The organism is Kribbella sp. CWNU-51 (genome assembly GCF_054073265.1).
Window position 1 is genome coordinate 25879 of the sequence record NZ_JBSXMZ010000052.1, and the last position, 20572, is coordinate 46450.

Genomic DNA, 20572 nt, shown 5'->3' on the forward strand with positions numbered 1-20572 from the left:
CTGCCCCTCCCGGCCCCACCGCGCGGGTTGTCCCTTGTGCTCACGCGGGTTCCTGCCGAATCACCTTCGAGCAGCCTATGCTCGCTGAGGCGGCCGGCGACGGGAGGAGCACGGATGGACATCCGGGATCTGGATCGTAGGGCCGGCGCAGTCCTCGGGGAAGTCGTGATGCAGGTGCGACCCGAGCAGCTCTGGTTTCCGACTCCCTGCCCGGACTGGACCGTTCGCGGCCTGCTCCGTCATATCGTCAGCGAGAACGAAGGCTTCGCCGCCGCGGCCCTGAACGGCTCGGCCCCCGTGCAGACCTGGAACGGCGGCCGGCTCGGCGACAACCCGGCCGGTGCGTACCGGCGGTCCAACGTGGGCGTCGCCGACGCGTTCGCCGACGGCGGCGCACTCGACCGGCTGATGGAGGTCCGCGAGTTCGGCTCGTTCCCGCGCCGGGTCGCGCTGACCTTCCACCCGCTCGACTGCGTCGTGCACGCCTGGGACCTGGCCCGGGCCATCGACGTCACGTACGACGCGCCGCCGGACATGGTCGAGATGGCGCTCGCCCTGGCCCGCCGGATCCCTGACACCGACGCCACCCGCGGCCCGGGCGCCGCCTTCGAGCGCAGCGTCAAGGTCTCCGGCAACGCCTCCGAATTCGACCAGCTACTCGGCCTGCTCGGCCGCAATCCGGACTGGGTCTCCCCGCTCGACTGAGTAGTCGGGCAGGTCGATCGCGTCGGGCTTCGCGATCGCCATCTTGGCCAGGAGACCCGCGAACAGGCGGGACGTCATCACCCGCGTCGAGGTGTCGCGCAGCCGGACGCCGACTGAGCTCATCGGCATCGCCATCTTGATCCCACCGGGCGGCAGTTCCATGCGCTGGTCGACGTACGCCTGCATCCGGGCCTGGTACGCCGGGAATGCCTGCAGGTGATCGCCGTCCGCGGCGGCGAGCTCTCCCGCCAGAACATACGCGCCGACGAGCGACAGCGCCGTACCGTGGCCGGTCAGCGGCGAGCCGCAGTACCCGGCATCCCCGGCGAGCGCGACCCGGCCGCGCGACCACTCGGGTACGACGACGCGGCTGACGCTGTCGAAGTAGAAGTCGTCCGCGTCGCGCAGCCCGGCCAGAATGCGCTCGGTGTGCCAGCCGAGGCCCTCGAACCGCTGGCGCACCAAGGCCTTCTGCGCCTCGGCGTCGCGGCGGTCGTAGCTGAGCACCGGCGATCGGAAAGCCAGCAGGGCCTTCGCGAAGCGCGGGTCGTGGTCGGGTCGCAGTCCGACCCAGCGACCGCCGGGTGCGGTGTAGATCTTCATCCAGTCGTTCAGCGGTTCCGGGGTCTCGATGGTGAAGTACGACATGTAGCCGCCGAGGTGCCGCACGAACCGCTCCTCCGGACCGAACGCGAGCCGGCGGACCCGCGAGTGCACGCCGTCGGCCCCGACCACCAGGTCGAACCGCCGCTGGATGCCGCCGGCGAACGTCACCTCGACACCGCTCGCATCCTCGTCCAGCTTGGCGATCGAGTCGCCGTACAGGTACTCGATGTCGCCGGTCGCGTCGGCCAGGATCTCGGCGAGATCCCCACGGAGGATCTCGATGTCGGCGACCGGGCCCGCGCCGTCGAACAACTCGGCCGGCATCGCGGCCGCGCGCCGCCCGTTGGCCCGCACGTACTCCAGCCCACGCTCATGCATCTGCCGCTCCCCGACCGCGGCCATCAGCCCCATCCGCTCGACGACCACCCGGGACACCCCGCGCAGGTCCACGGTCTGCCCACCCGGCCGCGGCCCCGGCGCGACCTCGACGACCGTCGGCACAAACCCGAACCGCCGCAACCAGAACGCCACCGCCGGCCCCGCGATCCCCCCACCGGAGATCAATACTCGCTTCGTCATCCTGTCTCCTCACCTAGTGCGCGTACGCCGTAAACGGTGCACTGCACTCCCCGCCCGAGGCGAGCGCGCACTAGAGCACTCCGGTCGAATGCCCTAGGGCGCCATCACAAGGTGAGGGCTAGGCGGGTGGCCTGGTCTATGGCGCGTTTGGCGTCGAGTTCGGCGGCTATGTCGGCGCCGCCGATGAGGTGGATGGGGCGGTTGGCCGGGGCGAGGGCGTCGGCGAGGTCGCGGACCGGTTCTTGGCCGGCGCAGATGACGATGGTGTCGACGGCCAGGACGCGGGGGTTCTCGTGCTGCAGGCCGAAGGTGAGGTGGAGGCCTTCGTCGTCGATGCGTTCGTAGTTGACGCCGCGGAGTTGCTCGACCTGCTTGCTCTTCAGTGCGGCGCGGTGCACCCAGCCGGTGGTCTTGCCGAGGCCGGCGCCGATCTTCCCGGGCTTCCGCTGCAACAGATAGACCTTCCGCGGCGACGGCTCCGGCCTCGGGGTGGTCAGCCCACCAGGCGCGACGGTCGGATCGGCGACACCCCACTCGGCCTTCCACGCAGCCAGGTCAAGCGCAGGCGACGCCTCCGTGGTCAGGAACTCGCTCACATCGACACCGATCCCGCCCGCGCCGATCACGGCAACGGTCGCCCCGACGGGCTTGCCTTCCCGGACGACCTCGACGTACGACAGGACCTTCGGGTGATCGATGCCCGGGATCGCCGGCACCCGCGGTACGACGCCGGTCGCGAGCACGATCTCGTCGAAGCCGGCGAGGTCGTCGGCCGTCGCGCGCCGACCTAGGTGGAGCTTCACACCGGTGAGCTCGAGCCGGCGCCGGTAGTACCGGATCGTCTCCGCAAACTCTTCCTTCCCAGGGATCCGCCGAGCGATTCCGAACTGCCCACCGATCTCCTGATCCGTCTCGAACAGCTCGACCCGATGCCCACGCTCGGCCGCCGTCACCGCGGCGGCCAGCCCGGCCGGCCCGGCCCCGACGACCGCGATGTTCTTCGTACGACGGGTCGGCAGCAACTGCAGCTCCGTCTCGCGAGCGGCCCGCGGGTTGACCATGCAGCTCGCCTTCTGCTTGGCGAACACATGATCCAGACAGGCCTGATTACACGCGATGCAGACGTTGATCTCGTCGGCCCGATCGGTCGTTGCCTTGAGCACCCAGTCCGGATCGGCCAGGAACGGCCGGGCCATGCTGACCAGGTCGGCGTCCCCGCGGGCCAGCACCTCCTCGGCGACCTGCGGCAGGTTGATCCGGTTCGAGGTGACCACCGGGATGCCGACGTGCGGCTTGAACGCGGCAGTCACGCTTGTGAACGCGGCCCGCGGCACCGAGGTCACGATCGTCGGCACCCGGGCCTCGTGCCAGCCGATGCCGGTGTTGATGATCGACGCGCCGGCCGCTTCGATCTCCTTGCCCAGCGCAACGACCTCGTCCCAGGTCTGGCCGCCTTCGACCAGGTCGGCCATGGAGAGGCGATAGATGATCAGGAAGTCGTCGCCGACGCGTTCACGCGTCTGGCGGACGATCTCCACGGCGAGGCGGCGGCGATTCTCCGGGCTGCCGCCCCAACGGTCGGTGCGCTTGTTCGTGCGCTCGGACAGGAACTGGTTGATGAAGTACCCCTCGGAGCCCATGATCTCGACGCCATCGTACCCGGCTTCACGCGCCAGCGCCGCGCAATCGACGTACGCCTTCAGTTGCTTGCGGACTCCGCGATCGGAGAGCGCCCGCGGTTTGAACGGGTTGATCGGCGCCTTGAGAGCCGACGCAGACACGCTGAACGGATGGTAGGCGTAGCGGCCGGCATGCAGGATCTGAAGCGCGATCCGGCCGCCTTCGGCATGGACGGCGTCGGTGAGCAGGCGATGCTTGCGGGCCTGGCGACGACTGGTCAGCTTGGACCCGAACGGCGTGAGCCAGCCGGTGCGATTGGGGGCATAACCGCCGGTCACCATCAGACCCACACCACCACGAGCCCGCTCGGCGAAGTACGCCGCCAACTTCGGTAGATCCTTGAGCCTGTCCTCGAGGCCGGTGTGCATCGAGCCCATGATCACCCGATTGGGCAGCACGACATGACCGAGATCCAACGGCGCCGTGACGTGTGGATATGCGGTCATGGGGCCTCCCGGCCTGGACTGAGGAGCGTAGGGAGCGAAGCGACTGGAGCGACGAGGGAAGGCCGGGAGCCGAGGCCCCATGACCACGCCGGCGCCGAAGGCCCGGCCAAAGGCACAGTCATCAGTGGTCCTTCCGTAGAGCTTCGATCACTTCGTCGCACCAGTCCACGAACGACTCCTCGGCCCGGATCCCGCCACGGAGCACGAGGTACTGGTGCAGGTCCCGGTCGTGCAGCTTGGCCGGCTTCGGGAAGTCGCGCTGCTGGATCCCGCGATACACCTCGAGCCGCGTCGCATGCTCGGCCCGGTGCCGCTCGATCTCCTGCAGTACGACGCCTGTATCGCCGAGCGACGCACCACGCAACTTCACCCCGAGCCCATCGCGCAGTACGGCGGGATCCTCCGGCTCGGCCAGCCAGCGCGAGAGTTCGTCCCGGCCCGTCGCGGACACCCGGTAGACCTTCTTGTCCGGACGCCCCTCCTGGGCGATCTCGGTGTGCGTCACCCAGCCGGCCTCGTCCATCCGGCGCAACACCCGGTAGATCTGCTGGTGCGTGGCCGGCCAGAAGTAGCCGATCGACCGGTCGAACCGCCGGGCCAATTCGTAACCGGACCCGTCGCGCTCGCTCAGCGCCACCAGGATCGCGTGCTCCAACGCCATACCGGGGACTCTACCTATGCAACTCGTTGCAGTGCACCTGAGTGCATGGCAGATCACATCAGGCTGGGGGCCAGATCACAGCCAGCTCCCGGACCGCAGGCTCAGACTTTGAGACAATGGTTGCAGACGCCAGCTATCGCGGATCGGAGCATCATGGACCACCAGGCCCACCCGACCAGAACGACGTTGCCCGGGATCGGCACCCGGTACGACCTCATCACCGAGGGCGGCGAGCACGTGTCGGTGGTCGTGCACAACGACGGCCGGCGGTTCCTGGGCTTCCACGACCCCGAGGACGACGACGCCTGCAAGGACTCCGTCCCGCTGGATCCCGGTGAGGCCGCGGCGCTGGCGCAGTTGCTGATCCCCGCGCCGCTCGACCCGGTCCGCGGCGAGATCGAGATCGACCTGGTCACCGAACACATCCCGATCACGGCCAAGTCGCCGTACTCGGGTCGCACCCTCGGTGACACCCAGGCCCGCAGCCGGACCGGCGCGTCGATCGTCGCCGTACTGCGGCGTCTCGGCGCGACCCCGTCGCCGACCCCGGACTTCCGGTTCGCGACCGGGGACACGCTGGTCGTCGTGGGCACGCGTGAAGGTGTGGACGCCGTCGCCGATCTGATCGCGGGAGGGTGACGTGCACGAGAACATCACCGCCCTGCTGATCGAGCTGGGCGCGGTCATCCTTGCCCTCGGCATCCTCGGCCGGATCGCCGGGCGGCTCGGGTTCTCGCCGATCCCGCTCTATCTGCTGGCCGGGCTCGCGTTCGGGCACGGCGGTTTGTTGCCGTTGGCAGCCAGTGAGGAGTTCGTTGCCACCGGCGCCGAGATCGGCGTGATCCTGCTGCTGTTGCTGCTCGGCCTGGAGTACACGGCGTCGGATCTGGTCGGCACACTCAAGACGCAGTACGTGTCGGGTGCGGTCGACTTCCTGCTGAACGCCTTGCCCGGTGCGGCCGTCGCGTTGCTGCTCGGCTGGGGGCCGGTCGCCGCGGTCGCGCTCGGAGGTGTCACCTGGATCTCGTCGTCCGGCGTGATCGCGAAGGTGGTCGGCGATCTCGGCCGGCTCGGCAACCGCGAAACCCCGGTGGTGCTGGGGATTCGGTCCTCGAGGATCTGTCGATGGCCGTCTATCTGCCGATCCTGACCGCGATGCTCGCCGGAGTAGGGCTGGCCGGCGGGAGCGTGACGCTGCTGATCTCGCTCGGTACGGTCAGCGTCGTACTGTTCATCGCGCTGCGCTACGGGCGGGTGATCAGCCGGGCGGTCTCCTCGGACAACCCGGAGATGTTGCTGCTCGTCGTACTCGGGCTGACGCTGCTGGTCGCGGGCATCGCGCAGCACCTGCAGGTGTCGGCGGCGGTCGGCGCGTTCCTGGTCGGGATCGCGTTGTCGGGCGAGGTCGCCCACGGCGCGCGCAACCTGCTCAGCCCGCTGCGGGATCTGTTCGCCGCGGTCTTCTTCGTGTTCTTCGGGCTGAGCACCGACCCCGCCAGGATCCCGCCGGTCCTCGCGATCGCTCTCGGCCTCGCCGTACTCACGGCCCTCACGAAGATCGCCACCGGCTGGTACGCCGCCCGCCGCGCCGGCATCAAGTCAGCCGGCCGCTGGCGAGCCGGCGGCACCCTCGTCGCCCGCGGCGAGTTCTCCATCGTCATCGCCGGCCTGGCCGTCGGCGTCGAACCCAAACTCGGCCCGCTCGCCACCGCCTACGTCCTCATCCTCGTCATCCTCGGCCCGGTCGCCGCCCGCTACACCGAACCAGTCGCCCGCCGCCTGTCCAAGACCAAGCGCGTGACCCCCGCCCAATCCCCCGCCCCCAACACCTGGACAACCCAGCCAACACCCCCACCTGACCCCCGCGCACCAGACCCCGCGTCCTGACCACACGCCCTAACCCCCATGCCCTGACCCACGCCCTGACCCACGTACCGACTACCCGCCCAGGCCCTTTGGCGCACCATCTCTCGTCGACCCCGAGCACCACATTCGGCCGGGTCGGCTGACCCACACCACCGGGGCCGTGAACAAGCTATTTCGGCTCCCCTGTCGTTTCCGTGGGCGTACCCGGGCCGAGCTGGCTACCTTGGGCACGGTTCAACCACGAAACCGCCCACACAACGACCATCCCGTGCCCAAAGTCGACCCCGCGCCGGTCGGGTGGGGCGTGGCCGACTACTACCCGTTCCTCGGTACGCCAGGTCCTCCCTGGGACTCTATCCAGCAACCCTCCGGACCTCGGACACCTGATCGAGACCACGGACACCACACCCGATGTCCGCACTCCCCACCAGGTGACCCCACAGCCCCCGAACCCACCGACCGCACCGCAGCGCCCGACCCCTGTCACCCACACACCCAGCACAAGAGCCGCTATCTCCTGTGCCAGCACCCTGGCTGCTGTTCAAGCCCTCGGTAACTGGCGCGCGGGTAGGTGGGCAGTCAGCAGGGCCGCCTGACAGGTCTAGCGCTGTGGGCGCCGGCGGGCGTGTGCGGGCGCCCGCGGGTGGGCGTGTGGGCGCCGGTGGGTGGGTCAGTGGGGGGTGTTGGCGCGGTGGTTGTGAGTTGCTTCGGTGACGGTTCGGGTGATGCGGGCGGCTCGGGTTTGGGGGCGTTTGGCCAGGGTGATCCATTCGAGGATGGTGCGGCGGGCGGAGGGTGGAAAGGCCTGGAAGTGCTTGTTTGCCTGGGGATTCGCCACTAGTGCGGCGGCCAGGTCGGCGGGGACGATCAGGTTCTGGGCGTCGGCCAGGAGATCCCAGGTGCCGGTGTGGCGGGCGTGGTCGACCAGTGCCTGGCCGGGTGGTTCCATCAGGCCGGCGGCGGTCAGGCGGTCGACGCGGTCGCGGTTGACTTTGCTCCAGGTGCTGCGCGGGTTGCGTGGGGTGAAGCACTGGTAGGTGCTGCGGTCGTCGCGCTTCACGGTCTTGCTGTCGATCCAGCCGAAGCACAGCGCGTGCTCGACCGCAGTCGCGAGATTCACCCCGCCCTCGTCACGGCGGACGATCAGCCAGACCGAGCGTTCCGTCTGCCCGTTCGCGGCCAGCCACTCGCGCCACTCGGCCGCGGATCCACACGCCAGCGCTTCCTCGTCAGTGATGCTCATACGATGAGCATGCGCCGGATAAGTGCTCATCGAGTGAGCACTTTCCTCAGAAGAGGACGTCGCCTCGCTCGTGATCCAGCAGTGCCTGCTTGCGCTCGAGGCCTCCGCCGTACCCGGTCAGGCTGCCGGTGGAGCCGACGACGCGATGGCACGGGACGATGATGCTGATCGGGTTCTTGCCGTTGGCCAGGCCGACCGCGCGGGAGGCGCCCGGCACGAGGCCGAGCTCCCGCGCGAGATCGCCGTACGTCGTGATCTCGCCGTACGGGATGTCCTGGAGCGCCGTCCAGACTTGCTGTTGGAACGGCGTCCCCGCGAGATGCAGCGGTACGTCGAACGTCGTCCGGCCGTGCTCGAAATACTCGGTGAGTTGCGCGGCGACCGCGGGCAGGACCGAGTCGTCGCGGTCCCCGAAGGTCTCCATCGGCGGGCGATGCCGGTGCTCGGCCATGTATAGCCCGGCCAGCTCACCCGCGCCGGTCGCGACCAGCGTGAGTGGGCCGAGCGGGCTGTCCATGACCGCGTACGTCAACGCATTGCCTCCCACCGCGAACGGTTGATCCGGTAGAGCACGTGCCGCTGCAACCGGTGGCCGGCCGGAATGCGGACGTGGTCGAAGTCCCCGGCCTCGTCGTGCGTCATCCCGATCCGCTGCATCACCCGCTGCGACGGCAGGTTGGTGGTCGTGGTGAAGGAGACGATCTCGTCCAGCCCGGCCGGGCCGAAGCCGTGCGCGAGCGCCGCCCGGGCCGCCTCGGTCGCATAACCGTTGCCCCAGGCACCCTTCATCAGGCGCCAGCCGATCTCGACCGCCGGCATGAAGTGGGCCTCGAAGCTCGGCACCGACAATCCGGTGAAGCCGATGAACTCGCCCGTCTCGCGCACCTCCAGCGCCCACAGGCCCCAGCCTCGCCCGTCGATCTCGGGAATGTTCCGGTCGATGAGGGAGTCGCTCTGCTCGCGCGTCTGCGAGGCCGGGAAATGCTCCATCACGGCCGGGTCCGCGTTCATCACCGCGAACGGCTCGCGGTCGGAGTCACGCCACTGGCGCAGGAGAAGACGGTCGGTGGTCAGCTCGGTCATGCTCACTCCGGAATCTTGTTGATGGCGTGGTCACCGGTGGCCCAGAGGTACTGCACCGCGTACGCACGCCAAGGCCGCCACGCACGCGCGTGGTCGGTCAACGGTTTGGGGGCTTCCGGCAATCCTAGATCACGGGCGGCGTATCGGACACCCAAATCACTGGCCACGAAGGCATCCGGGTCACCGAGCGCCCGCATCGCGATCGACTCCACTGTCCACGGCCCGATCCCCGGCAGCGCGGCCACCTGCTCCCGCGCGCGATCCCAGTCCGCGCCCGCACCCAGGTCGATCTCGCCGGCGGCAAGCGTGGCGATCAACGTGGTGAGCGTCGTACGACGGGACTTCGGAAAGGCCAGCGTCTCCGGATCGAGCCCCGCCAGCGCCTGCATCGTCGGGAAGAGATGCGTCAGTCCACCGGCCGCGTCCTCGATCGGCTCACCATGCTGAACCACCAGCCGATGCGCGTGCGTCCGCGCCGCCGCTGTCGACACCTGCTGACCGAGCACCGCGCGTACGGCGAACTCCTCACCGTCGACGGTGTGCGGGACGCGGCGCCCCGGCGCCTTCGCGATCAGCGGCGCGAGCAACGGATCCGTGCTGAGCAGATCGTCGACGGCGATCGGGTCGGCGTCGAGGTCGAGCATCCGGCGGCAGCGGCTGATCGCGATCGCCAGGTCGCGCTGGTCGGTGAGCGAGACCTGGCAGGCGATGTGGTCGGGCATCGGCCGCAAGGCGACCACACCATGACCGTGCGGCAGCCGGAGCGTGCGCCGGTAGTGACCGCCGCGCCACTCCTCCACCCCTGGCACGCCGGTCGCGATCAGGTGACCGAAGAGGTTGTCCGGGGTGAGCGGCGCGCGGAACGGCAGCCGGAGTGAGATCGTCCCGGGCGCTGAGGACGTCGTACCTCGTCGGGCCCGGCGGCGCAGCTCGGTCGGCGCGAGCGCGAAGACCTCCTGCACGGTCTCGTTGAAGGTCCGCACGCTGGAGAACCCCGCGGCGAACGCGACATCGGCCATCTGCAGCTCGCTGGTCTCGATCAGGAGCCGAGCGGTCTGCGCACGCTGGGCGCGGGCGAGCGCGAGCGGCCCGGCGCCGAGCTCGGCGTGCAGTTGACGCTGCACCTGGCGGACGCTGTAGCCGAGCTGTCCGGCCAGGCCTGGTACGCCGTCACGGTCGACCACGCCGTCCGCGATCAGCCGCATCGCGCGGGCGACCAGGTCGGCCCGGTCGTTCCACTCCGGTGAGCCGGGGCTCGCGTCCGGCCGGCATCGCTTGCAGGCGCGGAATCCGGCCTGCTGCGCGGCCGCGGCGCTCGGGTAGAACCGCATGTTCTCGACCTTCGGCGGCACCACCGGGCAACTCGGCCGGCAGTAGATCTTCGTCGTCAGCACCGCGGTGAAGAACCACCCGTCGAAGCGCGCATCCTTGGACTGGACGGCGCGGACACATCGCTCCCGGCATTCGTACATGTGCTCCAGCATCCCTGCCGCCACCGACAGTTCTCTAGCGGTTTTGCGCCATCGAGGTATCGCGGGATTGCGACGCCAGGATCCGGGGTCCGATTTCCGCCAGCTTCGACCCGCGCAGGTCGGTGGACTGGAGGCATGAACGAACTACTTGGCAAGAAGGCCCTGGTGACGGGCGGCAGCCGCGGGATCGGCGCTGCGACGGCGATCGCACTGGCCGAACGCGGGGCCGACGTCGCCTTCACTTATAAGAGTTCCGCCGACGCAGCGGCCAAGGTGGTGAAGGAGATCGAGGCACTCGGACGGCGGGCGTTCGCACTCGAGGTCGACGCCGCGGACGCGGTGGCGGTCGCGGACGGCGTACAGCGGGCCGCGGATCGGCTCGGCGGGCTGGACATCCTGGTCAACAACGCCGGCGTCGGCGCGATCGCCCCGATCACCGAGCTCACCCTGGCCGATGTCGACCGGGTGCTCGCGATCAACGTCCGGGGCGCGTACGCCGCCGCGCAGGCCGCCGTACGGCGGTTGTCCGACGGCGGCCGGATGATCCACCTCGGCAGCTGTGTCACCGAGCGGGTCCCCGGACCGGGCATGACGCTGTACGCAATGAGCAAGTCCGCGATGACCGGCCTGAGCAAGGCCCTCGCCCGCGAACTGGGAGAGCGTGGCATCACCTCCAACGTCGTCCACCCGGGTCCGATCGACACCGACATGAACCCGGCCGACGGCCCGTTCGCCGCCGCCCAGCTGACCAATCTGGCCCTCCCCCGGTTCGGTACGGCGGCCGAGGTCGCGGCCGCTGTGACGTACCTGGCCGGCCCGCAGACGGCGTACATCACCGGCACCGCGCTCACCATCGACGGCGGCCACACCGCCTGACCACCTTTGTGGAAACAAATCATCGCCATCCGCCGATTTGTTTCCACAAAGGAGCGTCGACCTGTCGGGCTAGGGTCCGGGGCATGAGGTTTTCGGTGACGGTTGGGGCGGTGGGGGCGGGGCGTGACCCGCGCGGGCTCGCCGAGCTCGCGCGGGTTGTCGAGGAGTCCGGCTGGGACGCGTTGTTCCTCGAGGATTACCTGATCTACCAAGGCGACACCTCCGAGCCGACGTGGGACCCGTGGATCTGTTTGGCGGCGATGGCCGTGGCGACCTCGCGGATCAGGATCGGTACGACGGTGACACCGCTGCCCCGGCGTAGTCCGTGGAAGGTCGCGGCCGAGGCGGTCGCGCTGGATCACCTGTCGAACGGGCGCTTCGTGCTGGGGGTCGGGATCGGTGACCCTGGGGATCCGTTCATGCCTGCGCGGGCGCCGAGGGAGCTGGCGGAGATGCTGGACGAAGGGCTCACCGTGATCGACCGGTTGTGGACCGGGCGTCCGGTGAGCTTTGCGGGCCGGCACTATCGGCTCGACGACGTGCAACTGACGGCCCGGGCGGTGCAGGAGCCGCGGATCCCGATCTGGATCGGTGGGAACATGCTCGTCCCGGCGGTCCGGCGCAGGATCCTTCGGTGGGACGGGAGCTGCGCATACAAGGGTACGACCGACGCACCGCACCGGATCACGCCGGACGACGCGCGGCAGTTGCTTGCGGAGCGTCGAGCAACCGCCGGGACCGCCGCCGCCTGGTTCGACGTGAAGGTGAGCGGGGGCGATCCGGCGGCCTTCGCCGCGGCGGGAGCGACGTGGTGGGGGCGATGGATCCCGCCACTCCCGCCGGACGAGACGGCGGCGATCGTCAGGCAGGGACCGCCGACGCTCTGAGCCGTTGACACGACGAAGGTCGCAGGAGAGACTGCGGGTGTTTTTAACGTTCAAACCCCCGTGGGAGGTTGCCGTGGCCACCTTGAAGCAGGTCGCCGCCCACGCCGAGGTGTCGGTGCAGACGGTGTCCAACGCTCTCAATGCGCCGCAGCGGCTCCGCCCAGACACGCTCGAGCGGGTCAGCCGCTCGATCGAACTGCTCAACTACCGGCCGAATCGTAACGCCCGCAGCCTACGCACGAGCGCGGTCGAACTGATCGGGTACTGCGTGCCCAACTGGCCGAACCAGACCCATCTGGTGATGGATCAGTTCCTGCACGCCCTGTGCGCGGCGGCCGAGGGCAGCGGCCGCCACATCCTGCTGTTCACCGCTCCGGCCGGCGTCGACGGTATGGAGGTGTACGACGATCTGCACGCGCGCCGCATGGTGGACGGGTTCGTGCTCTCGCAGACCGAGACCCACGATCCGCGGCACGGCTGGCTGAAGGACCAGAAGATCCCGTTCGTGTCCTTCGGCCGGGTCTGGAAGGAGACCACCCAGCCCGGCCCGTGGGTCGATGTCGACGGCGCGGCCGGCACCGCCACAGCGGTCCGGCACCTGCACGAGACCGGCCGCCGGCGCATCGCCTTCATCGGCTGGCCGAAGTCGTCCGGCCTGGCCGAGGACCGTCTCGGCGGCTGGCGCAGCGCATGTAAGGCGCTCGGCCTGCCGACCGCGGGCCTGTCGGTCCGGTGTCGTGAGGACAGCCTCGACGAGGGCGCCCGCGCCACCGCGAACCTGCTCGACTCCGAGCGGCCGCCGGACGGAATCGTTGCCCTGAGCGACATTCTCGCGCTGGGCGCGCTCCGCGAGTTCAGCCGCCGTGGCCTCACCCCCGGCCGGGACGTCGGCATCACCGGCTTCGACGACTCACCTCTCGCCGATGTCGTGTCCCCCGGCCTGACCAGCCTGCGGCAACCGATGAACCGGATCGCCGCCGAGCTGATCACGATCCTGACCGCTGCCGGCACCGACGCTGATTCAGGTGCTGATTCCGGTGCCGATTCCGGGCCACCGATCGAACGCCTGCTGCAACCCGAACTGGTGATCAGGGGCAGCTCAGCCCCTGGCTGATGCGGCGCAAACCCCGAGCGCCGCGAGAAGGAGGAACCGCCATGACTCCCCGACCCGACGTCCGATCCTTGATCGGACACAGCACCGCCCCACCGCGCCGCAAACCGGTGCGCAAGACGGCCGGCATCGCCTTGCTGGCCACCGCCACCGTGCTGGCAAGCACAGCGTCCGCGATCGCCGGCCCCACCACCACCGGCGCAGCCGCCGGCCCGGCCACCGCGGGCTCGGCTGCCGGCGCTACGGCGGCCGCCGCTCAGACCGGCGGATCGTCCGAGCTGTCCACCACAACCCGCCTAGCCGACCGCCGGTCGCTCGTCGTCGGCGATCGCGCCTACGCGATGGGCGACGAGAGCGGGCTGTACCCGGCCAGCGGCTGGCACATCCGCGGCGAGATGGGCGGGTTCTGGACCCAGCCGATCAAGCTGCTCGACGGGCTCTGGTTCGGCCTGGACGGCAACTGGCTCGGCAAGGACGTCGCCGCCGCGAAGTACACCAGCGGCCACGGGTACAGCCGGATCGACTACTCCGGTTCCGTCGACGTCCGTCGTACCGACTTCGTCCCCGACGGCGTCCGCGCGACGCTGGTCGGCCTGACGCTCAGCTCGAGTACGGCGAAGACGGTCAAGCTGGCCGTGGACGCGCACTCCGAGCTGATGCAGTCCTACCCGTGGGGCTGGACCGCACCCGGTGCGGCGGACGCGAACCTCCCGGACACGGGCGCGTACGCCAACGGTGCACTCCGCTTCCAGGAGCAGGGCACACCGTCGTACCCCAACGCGACCGCTCACGACTACGCCGCGTTCGTCGGATCGTCCCTGCGTCCGACGGCCCACGCACTCGGCCCGAACCACCGTGGCCCCCAGGACCCGGCGGTCATCTGCCCCGCCGACGGTACGACGCCCGCGCGGTGTGACGACTCGCTGGTCGGCAAGGGCACCGGCGGGCAACTGACGTACGACGTCAGCCTCAAACCCGGCCAACAGAAGACGATCTGGTTCGCGGTGGCCGGCTCCGACCAGGGTGCGTCGGCGGCGCAGCGCGAGTACGGCAAGGCGCTGAGCAACCCGGAGAAGTTGCTCAAGGCAAAGGCTTCCGAGCGGAAGCAGATCGACGCCCAGTCCGCGGTGGACCTTCCTGGTGACCGGCTACTGCAGCAGAGCGTCGAGTGGAGCAAGCAGAACCTGGCCGACTCCGTGCAGGAGTCGCACAACCTGCAGATCCGCGATGTCAACGAGGGCAAGGACTATCCGGCTCCGGTCGGCACGGTCCCGACCGCGCGCTGGTTCGGCGCGGGATTCCCGGACTATCCGTGGCTGTTCGCGACCGACGGTGAGTACACCGCGTACGCCGCCGTCGCGGCCGGTCAGTTCGATACCGTGAAGCAGCACCTGCGTGCATTGCGCGACGTCAGCGACATCCTGAACAACCGCAGCGGCAAGGTCGCACACGAAGTGACACCGACCGGTGACGTGTACTTCGGTTCCAACCAGAGTGCGGGCAACACCGACGAGACGGTGAAGTTCCCGAGTACCGTCGCGCTGCTGTGGCGGTGGACCGGCGACAACAGGTTCCGCGACGAGATGTACGACTTCAGCGTCCGCAACCTGCAGTACGTCTACCGCGAGCTCGACAAGGACGGCGACGGCTGGCCGGAAGGCCTGGCGAACGTCGAGCGTGCCGGGATGGGCGTGGAGAAACTCGACAGCACCGTCTACCTCGCCCGCGGTCTGCGCGACCTCGCGGACCTCGCCGCGTCCAAGCACGACGCCACGGTCCAGCAGTGGGCGACCACCCGCGCGAACGACCTCGAGTCCCGCTTCGAGGCGCAGTGGTGGGTCCCGCAGGCGATGGGGTACGCCGACTCCGTCGACGACCCGGCGAATCCGGCGAACGACAACACGCCGATCTTCCAGCGGCACTGGATCGGCGTCACGCCCATGGAGGCGGTCCTGGTCCGGCCGGGTCAGCCGAACTCGCCGCTCGCATCGGCCGACCACGCGAAGACCGCTCTCGACCAGCGCGAGAAGCCTTGCTACACAGGAGAATTCGGCCTGTTCCACACCGGCACCGGTCCGACCTCCGACCCGGCCGGCAACCCGGGCGCCTCGTGTGACCCGGTCGTCTCCCAGGTGAAGAGCGAGCGCACCATCTTCGGACTGAACACGTCGATCATGGCGGTTGCCGAAGGCAACTTCGGTCGGCTGGGCACGAAGCAGCAGCAGGTGTACACCACCGGCAACGCCCGGATCCAGCTCGACCCGACGGTGTGGGAGACGCCTGGCGCGATGCCGGAGATCGCTCCCTCGCCGGACTCTCCGGCGAACATCGGCCGGCCGTTCTACGACCGTTCGATGGCGCTGCAGGCCTGGGGCGCGTACGGCATCCTCTGGCCGGTGATCCACCAGCAGCTCGGTGTCGACCCCGATCTGGGGCACGGCCGGGTCTCGGTGATCCCGCAGTTGCCGCAGGGTCAGCAGAAGGTGGCCGGAAGCAACATCCGGGTCGGCCACGGATCGGTCGATGTCTCGGCACGCCTTACAGGTAAGGAATTGCGGACCGACGTGACCGTCAAGGGTGTCGGCGGATCGGTCACGATCGGTGCGGTGCTGCCGTCCGGTGCGAAGGTCAAGAGCGTGACCCTCGACGGCCGGACCGCGACGTACAAGCTGGTCACGACGACGCGGGGAGTGGAAGTGCAGGTGCCGGCGCGCGGCGCGTCCTCGGCACTGAAGATCACCCTCGCCTGAGACCACGGGGTCGTGGCCGGTACGGCACGGGCCCCCGGATCGCCGGCCGGCGCACAACCGTTCTGTGCGCCGGCCGGCTTTCTGTTGCCCGGACCCGCGGTTATCGATACGTGTTGGTGTCGTTACAGGACACAAGTGTCGTGCCGGACGCGAGGCGGGGCCCCTCCGAGTATGAGTCGGAGGGGCCCCACTAGCTGAAGGAAGGTGACGTCTCCAGCCTCCCGAACGGGTCCGTAGAGGCCGGCAGACCCCGTCACCGGTCTACCTCGGTGGGGATCCCCACCGTGAAGGTCCTCGGTTTCCGTTCGACCCGCCACCCCCTAATCGAAGTAGCGTGTCGACATTTCTACCGCCGCGAGCCAGGGTCGCACAACCCTTCCCTGCCAACAGATTTGACTACTTCGCGAGCCGGTGCGTGTCATCCACAGTGACCGCCTGACCATCCACAGAAAACGGCCGACTTATACACACCCCCTGTGCATAACATCGCTCAGCCTTTCGCTTGTTTCATCGCCATCGGTCGCAGTACGAGATAGCCGGCGTACAGACCGAGAGCACTGACCACGAGGACGGAAGGTACGGCGACGGCCAGTGGTGGACGGTGATAGCCGAGACCGTTCAGCACGTCCGCGAGCCACTGCGCGACGAGCAGGAACTCGGCGGCCGCGGCCGGGATCAGTGACAGCGGCAGGAGCAGCACGCCACGCCAGAAGCCGAACCGGACGAACGTGATCCCCAGCAACCACCCGGCCACCTCGTGCGACAGGATCAGCAGGAAGAACTCGGTGAAGATCAGGCCCACTTGCGAGGTCTTGGTGAACAGGTGCGGGTTGGCGAGCGCCTGATTCCACGCCTGCCAGTCGTAGATCAGATGCTCGACCTGGTAGACCACCACCCAGAGCGCGGCAGTGGCGGCCGCGGCGCCGGCGAGATAGATGCTCACGGCAACAGACATCATCCGCCGGGTGATGCCCTGGGCGATCAGCAAGGTCAGGTACGCCGGGGTGATGATGATGCCGACCGCCATCGAGAAGTACTTCGGCGACTGGGTGCCGTAATCCCAGGTGCTGTGGTCGATCCCGCCGGTCGCGGCCTTGATCCCGATGCCGACGATCAGGAAGCCGACCAGCATCACGATCCAGTAGCCGACCAGCATCGGCCGCATCCCGACCCACATCGCGAGCAGGATCCGGCGCAGCCGATGGCCATTCGTCACACCACGCGGCAGGGACGCACGAGCGACCGCCTGCTCGGCCGGACGCGTGCGGTTGTCGAGTGCAGCGCTCATCAGCGGCCTCCCGTCGGGGCGGTCAGGTGGACGAAGAGCTCCTGCAGGCCGACGGGTCCGATCTCGAGACCGGATGAGGCGGCCTGCGCGAGCAGAGCCGGATCGAGGTCGCCGAGGACGGTGGTGGACTTGGTGCCGCCGAGCCGATCCTCCGCGAGCACCGTGAAGCCGGCGGTGAACTCGTCCACCGCCGCGGCCGGGCCGACGATCGAGGCGCCACGGCCGCGCAGCGCGTCCACCGGCGACTGGGTGACCAGGCGTCCGTTGTCGAGGATGACCACCTCCTCGAGCATCGTGCTGACCTCGCTGACCAGGTGGGTCGACAGCAGGACCGTACGCGGCACCTCGGCGTAGTCGGCGAGCAGAGCGTCGTAGAACAGGTTCCGGGACGGGACGTCCATGCCCAGGTAGCTCTCGTCGAAGATGGTCAAGGGCGCCCGGCTCGCCAGGCCGAGAACGACCCCGAGCGCGGACTTCTTACCACGGGACAGCTTCTGCACCTTCTTGTTCAACGGGACCTCGAAGCGATCCAGGAGGTCGCCGGCCAGCTCGTCGTCCCAGTACGGGCGCAGGCTCGCGGCGAGACCGATCGCATGCCGGACCAGCGCCGCGTCGATCAGGTCGCCGGACTCGCGGATCAGGCACACCCGGCTCGTCACGACCGCGTTCTCGTACGGCTCCTGCGCCGTACCGAGGTCGCCGCCCTCGATCCACACGCGGCCCGCGTCCGGCCGCCGGAAGCCGGCCAGGGTCGCGGCCAGCGTGCTCTTGCCGGATCCGTTCCGGCCGAGCAGTCCGTGGATCTTGCCGGGCGCGAGGCGCAGGTCCAGCCGGTCCAGCGCGGGCACCCCGGCGAACCGTACCGAGAGGTCCTCCGTGCGCACAGTCAGGGCGGTGTCTGTCAGGGTGGTCATCAGGCTTCTCCGTAGGTCCGGATGTGCTGGACGACGTCTTTGAGGGGTACGCCAATCGCCTTGGCCTCCCGGATCATCGGGTCGACGACGTCCGCGAAGAACGAGTCCCGCCGGCCGGTGCGGAGCAGGTCGCGGGCGTTCGGGCTGACGAACATCCCGATCCCGCGCTTCTTGTACAGCACGCCCTCGTCGACCAGCTGCGCGAATCCCTTGGCCGCGGTGGCCGGGTTGATCCGGTAGAAGGCGGCGTACTGGTTCGTCGACATCACCTGCTCGTCCTCGCCGAGGGCGCCGGCGACGATGTCATTCTTGATCTGCTCCGCGATCTGCAGATAGATCGGACTCCGATCGTCGAACACCACGGCCCCCTCTCCGGTTCCTGGGTTAGTTACTTGAGTAACGAACCATAGCACCCCGCAAGGTCAGCCGCCCGCGGAATACTGCGACTGCTGCAGAGACCTCTTCAGAGCAGGTACGACGGGACCGACGCGGACCGCCAACTGAGCCAGTCGGTCCTTGTGGCGGGTGCGCTGCTCCTTCGTGACGACCGTCCGTAGGTCTGCCGTGGACGCCAGGACGACGATCGCGGCGTCACGGAGATCCACGCGGCTGACCAGGCGAGACGGCCGCAGGGTGTCGCGCGCGCTCTGCAGGATCTGGCGTCGTACCAGCGGGTGGCGCAAGGTGATGCGGTCGGCAGGGATCAGGCCGAGGATGCGGTGCGGCTCGACCTTGATCATGCGAGCGCGCTCGAGGTCGTCGCGGACCTCGCGGACGATGGCGCGCTGCCGCCGGTCGACCCAGTGCCGCCACTTCCGCGGTCCGACGGCGCGGATGTCCTCGAGGACAAGGGCGAGCACCGGATCGGACGGTGCGGCCGCCATCGTCAGCCTGGCCCGGCCGTTGTCGTCGGCAAGGTTCCCGTTGAGCTGCAGGTCGGTCAGAGCCGCGGCCCGGAGCAACTTCCCGAGCTTCGATCGACCCACCGGCCGCCCACGCTCCGGATCGTAAGCGAGCAGGAAAAGCCTTGCAGCCAAGGCATCCGGGGCCTTTGTGTTGCCCAGCGCAACTGCCTTCCGTCGGCGCGGCACGTGTCGCGCCGGCATCGGCGGTCGCCTCAGCGGAGTCACCAGTGTCCTACTCATCGTCTTCCTCCTTGGCCGGACGGCCCGGGCGGCGGATCTTACCGACGCCTGTCGGCAGCCGGCCGGCGTCAGCCAGCGCCCGCCGGAGCAGGTACTCGATCTGGGCGTTGGTGCTGCGCAGGTCGTCGGCCGCCCAGCGGGCCAGCGCGTCGTGCACCACGGGATCCAGCCGGAGCAGGATCTTCTTGCGTTCGGCGGCCACGGCGGCCGCTTACTGGTAGAGCGTGCCGGCGTTGACCACCGGTTGGGCGTCACGATCGCCGCACAGCACCACCAGCAGGTTGCTGACCATGGTCGCCTTGCGCTCCTCGTCGAGCTCCACCACCTCGTGCTCCGACAGCCGGTCCAGCGCGAGCTCGACCATGCCGACCGCGCCCTCGACGATCCGCTGCCTGGCCGCCACGACCGCACCGGCCTGCTGGCGCCGCAGCATCGCCTGGGCGATCTCCGGGGCGTACGCGAGGTGGGTGATCCGCGACTCGATCACGTGGACGCCGGCCGCCTGCACCCGGGCACCGATCTCGGCGGACAGGGTCTCGGTGATCTCCTCGGTGCTGTCCCGCAGCGACAGTACGCCGTCGTCGGTGTGCACGTCGTACGGATAACTGTTCGCGATGTGCCGGACCGCAGTCTCGGTCTGGATCGCGACGAACTCGACGAAGTCGTCCACCTCGAACATCGCCTGCGCGGTGTCCTCGACCTGCCAGACCACCACCGCGGCGATCTCGATCGGGTTGCCGTCGGCATCGTTGACCTTGGCAACGGCCGTCTCGTGGTTGCGGATCCGGGTGGACACCTCTTTGCGGGTGGCGATCGGGTTGACCCAGCGCAGACCGTCGATGCGGATCGTCCCGGCGTACCGCCCGAGGATCTGCAGCACCCGCGCCCGCCCCGGCGCCACCGGAGTGAGTCCGGCCGCGACGATCACGCCCGCGACGAACACCAGGATCCCGACCGTGATCAGCACGCCATTGCCCGACCCGGCCGCGGCGATGAACAACGCCACGCCGCCCACCACCAGCACGAAGGCCAGCCCGGCCATCGGCCACCCGTTGAGCTGCCAGGCCACCCGCTCGGTCACCTTGGGCTTCGGCATCTCCACCGCGACATCCACCATCACCAGCTCCTCTCGAATAGCTCAAAGGTAGCAAAGTGATATCACATTAACAAGCCACTGCTGGTCCCGTTTCAGGGGTCAACCCCAAAGCCGGTTAGTTAGGTGGGGTGGGGTGGTGTCAAGGCGGTGGGGTGTGGATGGTG

19 protein-coding genes and 1 pseudogene are annotated in these 20572 nt (G+C 69.1%); 7 read left to right on the forward strand and 13 right to left on the reverse strand.

Going from position 1 to position 20572, the window contains the following annotated elements:
• Positions 1-114: 114 nt before the first annotated feature.
• Positions 115-705, forward strand: a complete 591-nt coding sequence (locus ACXC9Q_RS38305; RefSeq protein WP_457061647.1) for a TIGR03086 family metal-binding protein — start codon at positions 115-117, stop codon at positions 703-705.
• On the opposite strand, the gene ACXC9Q_RS38310 is transcribed toward ACXC9Q_RS38305, so the two are convergent.
• The 3 genes from ACXC9Q_RS38310 to ACXC9Q_RS38320 form a co-directional block, all read right to left on the reverse strand.
• Positions 655-1890 (reverse strand): FAD-dependent monooxygenase, encoded by a 1236-nt coding sequence (locus ACXC9Q_RS38310; RefSeq protein ID WP_457061649.1) that lies wholly within the window; start codon positions 1888-1890, stop codon positions 655-657. The genes ACXC9Q_RS38305 and ACXC9Q_RS38310 overlap by 51 nt on opposite strands.
• Before the next feature lie 104 nt (positions 1891-1994).
• Positions 1995-4016: an oxidoreductase gene (locus ACXC9Q_RS38315; RefSeq protein WP_457061651.1), complete on the reverse strand. Its 2022-nt coding sequence runs from the start codon at positions 4014-4016 to the stop codon at positions 1995-1997.
• 121 nt (positions 4017-4137) lie between these two features.
• The gene (locus tag ACXC9Q_RS38320) at positions 4138-4677 is read right to left on the reverse strand and encodes a PadR family transcriptional regulator (RefSeq protein ID WP_457061652.1); all 540 of its coding nucleotides are present in this window, start codon (positions 4675-4677) and stop codon (positions 4138-4140) included.
• 153 nt (positions 4678-4830) lie between these two features.
• Here ACXC9Q_RS38320 and ACXC9Q_RS38325 point away from each other — a divergent pair, with 153 nt between their 5' ends.
• Positions 4831-5316 carry a cation:proton antiporter regulatory subunit gene (locus ACXC9Q_RS38325; RefSeq protein WP_457061653.1) on the forward strand — a complete coding sequence of 162 codons (486 nt, stop codon included), beginning with the start codon at positions 4831-4833 and terminating at the stop codon, positions 5314-5316.
• 1 nt (position 5317) lies between these two features.
• Positions 5318-6564 (forward strand): annotated as a pseudogene (locus ACXC9Q_RS38330) (cation:proton antiporter).
• A gap of 649 nt (positions 6565-7213) precedes the next feature.
• Here ACXC9Q_RS38330 and ACXC9Q_RS38335 read toward each other — a convergent pair.
• The 4 genes from ACXC9Q_RS38335 to ACXC9Q_RS38350 are packed head-to-tail and all read right to left on the reverse strand — an operon-like array spanning position 7214 to position 10365.
• The gene (locus tag ACXC9Q_RS38335) at positions 7214-7786 is read right to left on the reverse strand and encodes a YdeI/OmpD-associated family protein (RefSeq protein ID WP_457061655.1); all 573 of its coding nucleotides are present in this window, start codon (positions 7784-7786) and stop codon (positions 7214-7216) included.
• Positions 7787-7832: 46 nt separating this feature from the next.
• On the reverse strand, positions 7833-8318 hold the full coding sequence (locus ACXC9Q_RS38340; RefSeq protein ID WP_457061656.1) for a methylated-DNA--[protein]-cysteine S-methyltransferase: 486 nt from the start codon (positions 8316-8318) through the stop codon (positions 7833-7835).
• Positions 8315-8869 carry a GNAT family N-acetyltransferase gene (locus ACXC9Q_RS38345; RefSeq protein ID WP_457061657.1) on the reverse strand — a complete coding sequence of 185 codons (555 nt, stop codon included), beginning with the start codon at positions 8867-8869 and terminating at the stop codon, positions 8315-8317. The genes ACXC9Q_RS38340 and ACXC9Q_RS38345 overlap by 4 nt, the downstream gene beginning before the upstream one ends.
• 2 nt (positions 8870-8871) lie before the next feature.
• Positions 8872-10365: an AlkA N-terminal domain-containing protein gene (locus ACXC9Q_RS38350; protein ID WP_457061658.1), complete on the reverse strand. Its 1494-nt coding sequence runs from the start codon at positions 10363-10365 to the stop codon at positions 8872-8874.
• 111 nt (positions 10366-10476) lie between these two features.
• Here ACXC9Q_RS38350 and ACXC9Q_RS38355 point away from each other — a divergent pair, with 111 nt between their 5' ends.
• The 4 genes from ACXC9Q_RS38355 to ACXC9Q_RS38370 all read left to right on the forward strand — a co-directional run bounded on the left by ACXC9Q_RS38355 (position 10477) and on the right by ACXC9Q_RS38370 (position 15965).
• The gene (locus ACXC9Q_RS38355; RefSeq protein ID WP_457061659.1) at positions 10477-11217 is read left to right on the forward strand and encodes an SDR family oxidoreductase; all 741 of its coding nucleotides are present in this window, start codon (positions 10477-10479) and stop codon (positions 11215-11217) included.
• Positions 11218-11300: 83 nt separating this feature from the next.
• Positions 11301-12104 (forward strand): LLM class flavin-dependent oxidoreductase, encoded by an 804-nt coding sequence (locus tag ACXC9Q_RS38360; RefSeq protein WP_457061660.1) that lies wholly within the window; start codon positions 11301-11303, stop codon positions 12102-12104.
• A 73-nt stretch (positions 12105-12177) separates the two neighbouring features.
• Positions 12178-13218 (forward strand): LacI family DNA-binding transcriptional regulator, encoded by a 1041-nt coding sequence (locus ACXC9Q_RS38365; protein WP_457061661.1) that lies wholly within the window; start codon positions 12178-12180, stop codon positions 13216-13218.
• A 41-nt stretch (positions 13219-13259) separates the two neighbouring features.
• Entirely contained in the window at positions 13260-15965 is a 2706-nt protein-coding gene (locus tag ACXC9Q_RS38370; protein ID WP_457061663.1) for a glycogen debranching protein, read from the forward strand.
• Positions 15966-16455: 490 nt separating this feature from the next.
• On the opposite strand, the gene ACXC9Q_RS38375 is transcribed toward ACXC9Q_RS38370, so the two are convergent.
• From ACXC9Q_RS38375 to ACXC9Q_RS38400, 6 genes are all read right to left on the reverse strand, one after another.
• A complete protein-coding gene (locus ACXC9Q_RS38375; RefSeq protein ID WP_457061665.1) occupies positions 16456-17253 on the reverse strand; it encodes a hypothetical protein in 798 nt (265 codons plus the stop codon).
• The gene (locus ACXC9Q_RS38380; RefSeq protein ID WP_457061666.1) at positions 17253-18167 is read right to left on the reverse strand and encodes an ATP-binding cassette domain-containing protein; all 915 of its coding nucleotides are present in this window, start codon (positions 18165-18167) and stop codon (positions 17253-17255) included. The genes ACXC9Q_RS38375 and ACXC9Q_RS38380 overlap by 1 nt, the downstream gene beginning before the upstream one ends.
• Positions 18167-18526, reverse strand: coding sequence for a GntR family transcriptional regulator (locus ACXC9Q_RS38385; protein WP_457061668.1), 360 nt, complete (start codon positions 18524-18526; stop codon positions 18167-18169). The genes ACXC9Q_RS38380 and ACXC9Q_RS38385 overlap by 1 nt, the downstream gene beginning before the upstream one ends.
• Before the next feature lie 63 nt (positions 18527-18589).
• Entirely contained in the window at positions 18590-19312 is a 723-nt protein-coding gene (locus ACXC9Q_RS38390) for a GOLPH3/VPS74 family protein (RefSeq protein ID WP_457061670.1), read from the reverse strand.
• Positions 19305-19514, reverse strand: a complete 210-nt coding sequence (locus tag ACXC9Q_RS38395; protein ID WP_328526396.1) for a hypothetical protein — start codon at positions 19512-19514, stop codon at positions 19305-19307. The genes ACXC9Q_RS38390 and ACXC9Q_RS38395 overlap by 8 nt, the downstream gene beginning before the upstream one ends.
• Positions 19515-19523: 9 nt before the next feature.
• The gene (locus ACXC9Q_RS38400) at positions 19524-20429 is read right to left on the reverse strand and encodes an SPFH domain-containing protein (protein ID WP_457061671.1); all 906 of its coding nucleotides are present in this window, start codon (positions 20427-20429) and stop codon (positions 19524-19526) included.
• Between the last annotated feature and the right edge of the window lie 143 nt (positions 20430-20572).

Bases quoted from the DNA above. Each gene is read 5' to 3' on its own strand.
- ACXC9Q_RS38335 (WP_457061655.1), bottom strand. From the start codon at position 7,786: ATGAGCATCACTGACGAGGAAGCGCTGGCGTGTGGATCCGCGGCCGAG.
- ACXC9Q_RS38380 (WP_457061666.1), bottom strand. From the start codon at position 18,167: ATGACCACCCTGACAGACACCGCCCTGACTGTGCGCACGGAGGACCTC.
- ACXC9Q_RS38375 (WP_457061665.1), bottom strand. From the start codon at position 17,253: ATGAGCGCTGCACTCGACAACCGCACGCGTCCGGCCGAGCAGGCGGTC.
- ACXC9Q_RS38315 (WP_457061651.1), bottom strand. From the start codon at position 4,016: ATGACCGCATATCCACACGTCACGGCGCCGTTGGATCTCGGTCATGTC.
- ACXC9Q_RS38345 (WP_457061657.1), bottom strand. From the start codon at position 8,869: ATGACCGAGCTGACCACCGACCGTCTTCTCCTGCGCCAGTGGCGTGAC.
- ACXC9Q_RS38325 (WP_457061653.1), top strand. From the start codon at position 4,831: ATGGACCACCAGGCCCACCCGACCAGAACGACGTTGCCCGGGATCGGC.
- ACXC9Q_RS38310 (WP_457061649.1), bottom strand. From the start codon at position 1,890: ATGACGAAGCGAGTATTGATCTCCGGTGGGGGGATCGCGGGGCCGGCG.
- ACXC9Q_RS38320 (WP_457061652.1), bottom strand. From the start codon at position 4,677: ATGGCGTTGGAGCACGCGATCCTGGTGGCGCTGAGCGAGCGCGACGGG.
- ACXC9Q_RS38305 (WP_457061647.1), top strand. From the start codon at position 115: ATGGACATCCGGGATCTGGATCGTAGGGCCGGCGCAGTCCTCGGGGAA.
- ACXC9Q_RS38390 (WP_457061670.1), bottom strand. From the start codon at position 19,312: ATGAGTAGGACACTGGTGACTCCGCTGAGGCGACCGCCGATGCCGGCG.
- ACXC9Q_RS38355 (WP_457061659.1), top strand. From the start codon at position 10,477: ATGAACGAACTACTTGGCAAGAAGGCCCTGGTGACGGGCGGCAGCCGC.
- ACXC9Q_RS38400 (WP_457061671.1), bottom strand. From the start codon at position 20,429: ATGGTGGATGTCGCGGTGGAGATGCCGAAGCCCAAGGTGACCGAGCGG.
- ACXC9Q_RS38360 (WP_457061660.1), top strand. From the start codon at position 11,301: ATGAGGTTTTCGGTGACGGTTGGGGCGGTGGGGGCGGGGCGTGACCCG.
- ACXC9Q_RS38370 (WP_457061663.1), top strand. From the start codon at position 13,260: ATGACTCCCCGACCCGACGTCCGATCCTTGATCGGACACAGCACCGCC.